We start from the raw sequence: 6633 nt of genomic DNA on the forward strand, positions 1-6633 counted from the left end.
CGCCCACCTGCGCGGCGGCCGGCGTGATCGAGGTGCCCTGCCCCACGGCGAAGCCGGGCCCGGCCAGCCACGCCACCCCCCACACCGCGAGGTCCGGCAGCAGCAGCGCCTGCGCCAGCACCAGCAGCACCCCGCCCAGCAGGCCCGCGCCGAGCGAGGAGTGCAGCAGCGCCACCCGCTCGTGCGCGAGCACGACCGCCACCACCACGAGCAGCAGGCCCGCCCCCAGCAGCAGGGCGGTCGCCGTGGCCGCCGGGCGCAGGCAGCGCCGCAGCCCGGCGGGCGCGGACGCCACGAGGTAGCCGTCCCAGCGCGCACCGCACCCGACCAGCACGGCCGCCGCGAGCAGCGCGCCCGTCACCGGCGCGGCCGTGACGTCCGCGGCCGCCGAGGGCATCCGCGCGACCAGCGCGACGAGGCCGGTGACGACGCCGTAACCGGCTGCGAACACCGCCGCGGCGCGCCCCCACGGCAGGGGCCGCTCGGCGGCCACCTGCTCCTCGGCCCAGCGCCGGACCTGGCGCACCGCCGCCAGCACCGCCAGCAGGGTGACGCCGAGGGGCACCACCCCCACCCGCCCCCCGGCCACCGCGACGGCGTTGCCGTGCCCGAGCAGCCACAGGTCGGCCGCGACGCGCAGCGCCGAGGACAGCGGGACGCTGGTGCGGCTGGCGGCGGTCCAGGTCAGGACCACGCCGAGCACGAGCAGGGCGAGGGAGGAGAGCGCGGCGCGCGCGGCGGCCGGCAGCAGGGGCAGCAGGTCCGCCGCCGTGACCGGCACGGCGGCGTCGGCCCCGGCCTCCGGACGCGGGGCGGGGCGGCGGGCGCGGGGGTCCTGGAGCGTCGTCATCACCTCCATGGTCCCCCGGCGCGGGCCGTGCGTCCTGCAGGACGCGCCTGCCCGGCCCCGCCCACCACGGGTGGTGACGCGGTGGTGACCCGGCCCGCGGGCCGGCGGGAGGGGCCCGGACGCGGCACCGCGCCGGTCCCGGGGGCGTCCCGGGACCGGCGCGGTGTCGTGTCCGGCGGTGGCGGACGCGTCAGAGGGAGCGGACGATCTCCCGGGCCAGCCGGGCCGTCTCGCTGGGGGTCTTGCCGACCTTGACGCCGGCGGCCTCCAGGGCCTCCTTCTTCGCCTGCGCGGTACCGGCCGAGCCCGAGACGATGGCGCCGGCGTGGCCCATCGTCTTGCCCTCAGGGGCGGTGAAGCCGGCGACGTAGCCGACGACCGGCTTGGTGACGTTCTCCTTGATGTACGCCGCGGCCCGTTCCTCCGCGTCGCCGCCGATCTCGCCGATGAGGACGATGAGGTCGGTCTCGGGGTCGTCCTGGAAGGCCGCCAGCGCGTCGATGTGCGTGGTGCCGATGACGGGGTCGCCGCCGATGCCGACGGCCGAGGAGAAGCCGATGTCGGACAGCTCGTACATCATCTGGTAGGTCAGCGTGCCCGACTTGGACACCAGCCCGATGCGCCCGGGCGGGGTGATGTCGGCGGGGATGATGCCCGCGTTGGACTTGCCGGGGCTGATCAGGCCGGGGCAGTTCGGGCCGATGAGCCGGCTCTTCCCCTTCGCCTGCGCGTAGGCGAAGAACTCCGCGGAGTCGTGGACGGGAACACCCTCGGTGATGACGACGACGAGCGGCACCTCGGCGTCGACGGCCTCGACCACCGCGGCCTTGGTGAACTTCGCCGGCACGAAGATGACGGACACGTCGGCGCCGGTGGCCTTCACGGCCTCCTCGACGGAACCGAACACCGGCACCTGCACGGGCGAGCCGTCCGGGCCGGTGAAGTCGACGCTCTGGCCGGCCTTGCTGGGGTTGACGCCGCCCACGACGTTCGTGCCGGAGGTCAGCATCCGCTGGCTGTGCTTGCGCCCCTCGGAGCCCGTGAGCCCCTGGACGATGACCTTGCTGTTCTCGGTGAGGAAGATCGCCACGACTCAGGCCTTTCCGCTCGATGCGAGCTCCGCGGCCTTGGCGGCCGCGCCGTCCATGGTGTCCACCACCGTGACGAGGGGGTGTGCCGCCTCGTCGAGGATGCGCCGGCCCTCCTCGACGTTGTTGCCGTCCAGGCGGACGACGAGGGGCTTGCTGGCCTCGTCGCCGAGGATGCCGAGGGCGGAGACGATGCCCTTGGCGACCTCGTCGCAGGCGGTGATGCCGCCGAAGACGTTGACGAACACGCTCTTGACCTGGGTGTCGTTGAGGATGACGTCGAGGCCGTTGGCCATGACCTGCGCGGAGGCGCCGCCGCCGATGTCGAGGAAGTTGGCGGGCTTGACGCCGCCGAACTGCTCGCCGGCGTAGGCGACGACGTCGAGGGTGCTCATGACGAGCCCGGCGCCGTTGCCGATGATGCCGACCTCGCCGTCGAGCTTGACGTAGTTGAGGTTCATCTCCTTCGCCTTGCGCTCCAGCGGGTCGGTCGCGGCGACGTCGACCAGCTCGGCGTGGGCGGGGTGGCGGAACTCGGCGTTCTCGTCGAGCGTCACCTTGCCGTCGAGGGCGATGATCCGGCCGTCGGCGCTCTTGATGAGCGGGTTCACCTCGACGAGCGTGGCGTCCTCGGCGGTGAAGACGGTCCACAGCTTCTTGATCGTGTCGGCCACCTGCTCGCGCACCTCGGCGTCGAAACCGGCGGCCTCGACGATCTCGGCGGCCTTGGCGTCGTCGATGCCGGTGAGGGCGTCGACCGGGATGCGGGCCAGCGCCTCGGGGCGCTCCACCGCGAGCTGCTCGATCTCCATGCCGCCCTCCTTGCTGGCCATCGCCAGGTAGGTGCGGTTGGCGCGGTCCAGCAGGACGGAGAAGTAGTACTCCTCGGCGATGCTCGCGCCCTCGGCCACCATCACGCGGTGCACGGCGTGGCCCTTGATGTCCATGCCGAGGATCTCGCCGGCGCGCGCGGCGGCCTCGTCGGGGCCGTGGGCCAGCTTCACCCCGCCGGCCTTGCCGCGCCCGCCGGTCTTGACCTGCGCCTTGACGACGACCGTGCCCCCGCCGAGCGCCTCGGCCGCAGCCCGCGCCTCCTCGGGGGTGGCCGCCACCCTGCCGTCCAGCACCGGTACGCCGTGCGCGGCGAAAACGTCCCGCGCCTGGTACTCGAAGAGGTCCACGCCTCGTCCTCTGCCCTCTGTCCTCGGCTCGTGTGGGTCGGCGGCGGTACCGCACCCCGCCGGACGCGCACAGCGTCGGCGGCGACCGGCACCGGAGCCACCCAGCACCTTAGACCCGGACCGGGCGGGGCAGCCCGGTGGAGCGGAGCGGTACGCGTCACACCCGGGGGGCGCACCGCGCGGGAGGGCGGGTCGTCAGCTGCGCATGGCGGTGAGGAAGCCCGACATCTCCCCGCGCAGCCGCTCGGCCATCCGCGACAGGCCCTCGCCACCGCCGTCGCCGGCACCACCGCCGTCGACGGCCGCGGCGATCCCGTCGACCAGGCCGTTCATCTCCGTGACCGTGGACCCCACGCCCGCGATCACCTGGGCGGCACCGGCCGAGGCGTCCCGGATCGAGGCGACCTGCGCCGTGACCTGCTCGGTGGCGCGCGCGGTCTCGTCGGCGAGCTGCTTGACCTCGGAGGCGACGACGGCGAAGCCCTTGCCGGCGTCCCCGGCGCGGGCGGCCTCGATCGTGGCGTTGAGGGCCAGCAGCCGCGTCTGGTCGGCGACGGAGTTGATGAGGGCGATGACCTCCTGGATCTGCTCGGAGGAGCGGGTCAGGGAGGCGATGGTGTCCTGCGCCTGCCGCACCTCCGACTGCGCGGCCGAGGCCGCCGCGCCCAGGCCGCCGGCCGAGGCGCTCAGCTGCGTGGCGGCGGTGGCGACGTGCTCGGACATGGTCATGACGACCGACTCGAACTCGTCGGCCAGCCCGAGGCGGGAGCTGCGCGCCGCCTCCACCTCGCCCGCGGTGGTCACCAGGGCCCGGCGGGCGGAGATGATGTTCGTCGCGCTCTCCCGGAAGGCGCCGGTCAGGCCGGCCCTGAGGATGCGTCGGTGGAAGCGGCCGTGCGCGGCCTCGGCCAGCGCCGTCCCGGCGTCGCGCACGTAGGCATCGGTGACGTCGAGGACGCGGTTGGCGGCGTGCTGCACGGCGGTGAGCTCCGCGACGGCGGCGGAGCCGGCCGCGGGACGCACGCGCGCCTCGAGGTCGCCGCGGGCGGCGGCCTCCAGCACCTCGGTCATCCCGCGCACGAACGCGCGGTACGTCTCCAGCTCGGCCCGCTCGTCGGCGCGGGCACCGGCACGTCGGAAGACGGCCACGTCAGCTCAGCTCCTCGGGGATGACGGACCAGATGAACTCCTCGTAGCCGCGGCCGCGCTCGGCGAGCAGCTCGGCCAGCAGCGCGCTGCCGGCGGCGGTGGCCGCCTTGGCGCCGGGGTGGCGCCGCTCCTCGGCGAGCAGCCGCTCGTAGAGCGGCTTCACCGCGGCGATGCCGGCGGGGTGGGGCTTGCGCCGGTTGGAGTGGTAGCCGACCACCCGGCCGCCGGCGTCGCGCGAGGGCGTGACGTGCGCCAGCACCCAGTAGCTGGCGCCGTCGGCGGCGAGGTTGTCGATGTAGGCGAAGACCTCCCGGCCCGCGCCCAGCTCGCTCCACAGCAGCGCGAACACCGCGCGCGGCATGCCCGGGTGGCGGATGAGGTTGTGCGGCTGCCCGAGGACCTGCTCGGCGCTGTAGCCGCTGATGCGGCAGAAGACGTCGTTGGCGTAGGTGATGACGCCGCGGGTGTCGGTCTTGGAGACGATGAGCTCGTCGGCGCCGAAGGTGCGCTCCACACCCGTGGGGCGGATCTCCCGCCGCCCCTGCCCGGCGCTGCTGCGGGACGCCGCGGTGGTCGACATGTCTCCCCTGCCGTTCGATCGTGCAACCGTGCACGTCCATCGGCGGCGCCGCGGTGGTCCTGAGGGATCCGGGGTCACGTCCTGCTCAGGACGTGAACAACCTGCTCGCCCTGCTCAGCGTCTCCACCACCCCGTAGGCCAGCGGGATCCCCACCAGGACCCAGCCGGCGGCCAGCCGCGCGCGCGTGCTCATGCCACCTCCTCCTCGCGCCGCCGCGCCCCCGCCGCCCCCGCCGCCCCCGCCGCCGCGGGCTCGCCGCCCGGTTCGTGGAAGCGCGCCGCCACCGGCCGCACGAGCAGGTTCGCGGCGAACCCGACGGCCAGCAGCCCGACCATCGTCAGCAGCGCCGGCCGGTACGCCGCCGCGGTCAGCTGCCCCGGGGTGCCCTGCGCGTCGAGGAAGCCGTTGACGACGAGCGGGCCGACCACGCCGGCCGCCGACCACGCCGTGAGCAGCCGCCCGTGGATCGCGCCCACCTGGAAGGTGCCGAACAGGTCGCGCAGGTAGGCCGGCACCGTCGCGAAGCCCCCGCCGTAGAAGGACAGGATGACGGCCGCGAACAGCACGAACAGCGCGGTGCTCGTCTGCCCGAACAGCGCCAGCGCGGCGTAGGCGACCATCCCCACGCCGAGGTAGACCATGTAGACCGGCTTGCGGCCGATGACGTCGGAGGTGGAGGACCACACGAAGCGCCCCGCCATGTTCGCCATCGACAGCAGCCCGACGAACCCGCCGGCCGCCGCGGCGGCGACGGTGCTGGTGCCGCCGTCCCGGAAGAAGTCCTGGATCATCGGCGACGCCTGCTCCAGGATCCCGATGCCCGCGGTGACGTTGCAGAACAGCACCACCCACAGCAGCCAGAACTGCGGGGTGCGGATCGCGTTGCGCGCCGAGACGCTGGCGGTGGTGACGAGCGCCTTGCGCCGCACCGAGGCCGGGTCGAAACCGGCGGGGCGCCAGTCCGGCGGCGGCACCCGGACCGTGGCCGCCCCGTAGGCCATGAACAGCGCGTGCAGCACGGCGAACGTCACGAACAGCATCGCGACCGCCTGCCCGCTCGGCACCGACCCCGCCGCGGAGGGGTCGAACCCCGGGTCGTAGAGGGCCAGCAGCCGGCTCGACAGCGGGCTCGCCACGAGCGCCCCGCCGCCGAACCCCATGATGGCCATGCCGGTCGCCAGCCCGGGGCGGTCGGGGAACCACTTGATGAGGGTGGAGACCGGGGAGATGTACCCGATGCCCAGGCCGATGCCGCCGAGGACGCCGTAGCCCAGGTAGAGCAGCCACAGCTGGCCGGTGGCGATGCCGAGCGCACCGACGAGGAAGCCCGACACCCAGCACACCGCCGAGGCGGCCATCGCCTTGCGCGGGCCGCTGCGGTCCACCCACGTCCCGCACACCGCGGCCGAGAGGCCCAGCATGACGATGGCGACGGAGAACACGATGCCGATCTGGGTGAGCGTGGCGTCGAAGTGCGCGACGAGGGCGCTCTTGTAGACGCTGGTGGCGTAGACCTGACCGATGCTCAGGTGCACCGCCAGGGCGGCGGGCGGCACGAGCCAGCGGTTGAAACCCGGGCTCGCGACGGTGCGCTCCCGGTCGAGGACGGATGCCATCGACTGCCCCTCCGGATCGGGCACGACGACCGCACGCCGTCGTGTTGGCGCACACCGTAGGGCGGCCGCCGGGGAAGCGCTCGCCGGAGGCCCCGCGCGGGCACCGGCCGGCGGTGGCCCCGCGCCGGGTCAGGCCAGCAGCGGCGCCAGCGCCAGCGCGCAGGCACG

General features: G+C 74.5%; 7 protein-coding genes. All 7 read right to left on the reverse strand.

Annotation, left to right across the window (positions count from 1 at the left end):
* A partial coding sequence (locus tag ABEB16_RS10040; RefSeq protein ID WP_345712116.1) for a cell division protein PerM occupies window positions 1-850 on the reverse strand: 850 nt, incomplete at its 3' end.
* A 190-nt stretch (window positions 851-1040) separates the two neighbouring features.
* Entirely contained in the window at window positions 1041-1940 is a 900-nt protein-coding gene (gene sucD / locus ABEB16_RS10045) for a succinate--CoA ligase subunit alpha (protein ID WP_345712117.1), read from the reverse strand.
* A gap of 3 nt (window positions 1941-1943) precedes the next feature.
* A complete protein-coding gene (sucC, locus tag ABEB16_RS10050) occupies window positions 1944-3119 on the reverse strand; it encodes an ADP-forming succinate--CoA ligase subunit beta (RefSeq protein ID WP_345712118.1) in 1176 nt (391 codons plus the stop codon).
* 195 nt (window positions 3120-3314) lie between these two features.
* A complete protein-coding gene (locus tag ABEB16_RS10055; RefSeq protein ID WP_345712119.1) occupies window positions 3315-4268 on the reverse strand; it encodes a methyl-accepting chemotaxis protein in 954 nt (317 codons plus the stop codon).
* A 1-nt stretch (window position 4269) separates the two neighbouring features.
* Window positions 4270-4848 (reverse strand): PAS domain-containing protein, encoded by a 579-nt coding sequence (locus tag ABEB16_RS10060; RefSeq protein ID WP_345712120.1) that lies wholly within the window; start codon window positions 4846-4848, stop codon window positions 4270-4272.
* An 85-nt stretch (window positions 4849-4933) separates the two neighbouring features.
* Window positions 4934-5041: an MFS transporter small subunit gene (locus ABEB16_RS22795; protein ID WP_425560156.1), complete on the reverse strand. Its 108-nt coding sequence runs from the start codon at window positions 5039-5041 to the stop codon at window positions 4934-4936.
* Window positions 5038-6465 carry an OFA family MFS transporter gene (locus tag ABEB16_RS10065; RefSeq protein ID WP_345712121.1) on the reverse strand — a complete coding sequence of 476 codons (1428 nt, stop codon included), beginning with the start codon at window positions 6463-6465 and terminating at the stop codon, window positions 5038-5040. Before ABEB16_RS10065 ends, ABEB16_RS22795 begins: the two co-directional genes overlap by 4 nt.
* Window positions 6466-6633: the final 168 nt, after the last annotated feature.

This window comes from Kineococcus glutinatus, from assembly GCF_039542765.1.
Lineage (GTDB): Bacteria > Actinomycetota > Actinomycetes > Actinomycetales > Kineococcaceae > Kineococcus_A > Kineococcus_A glutinatus.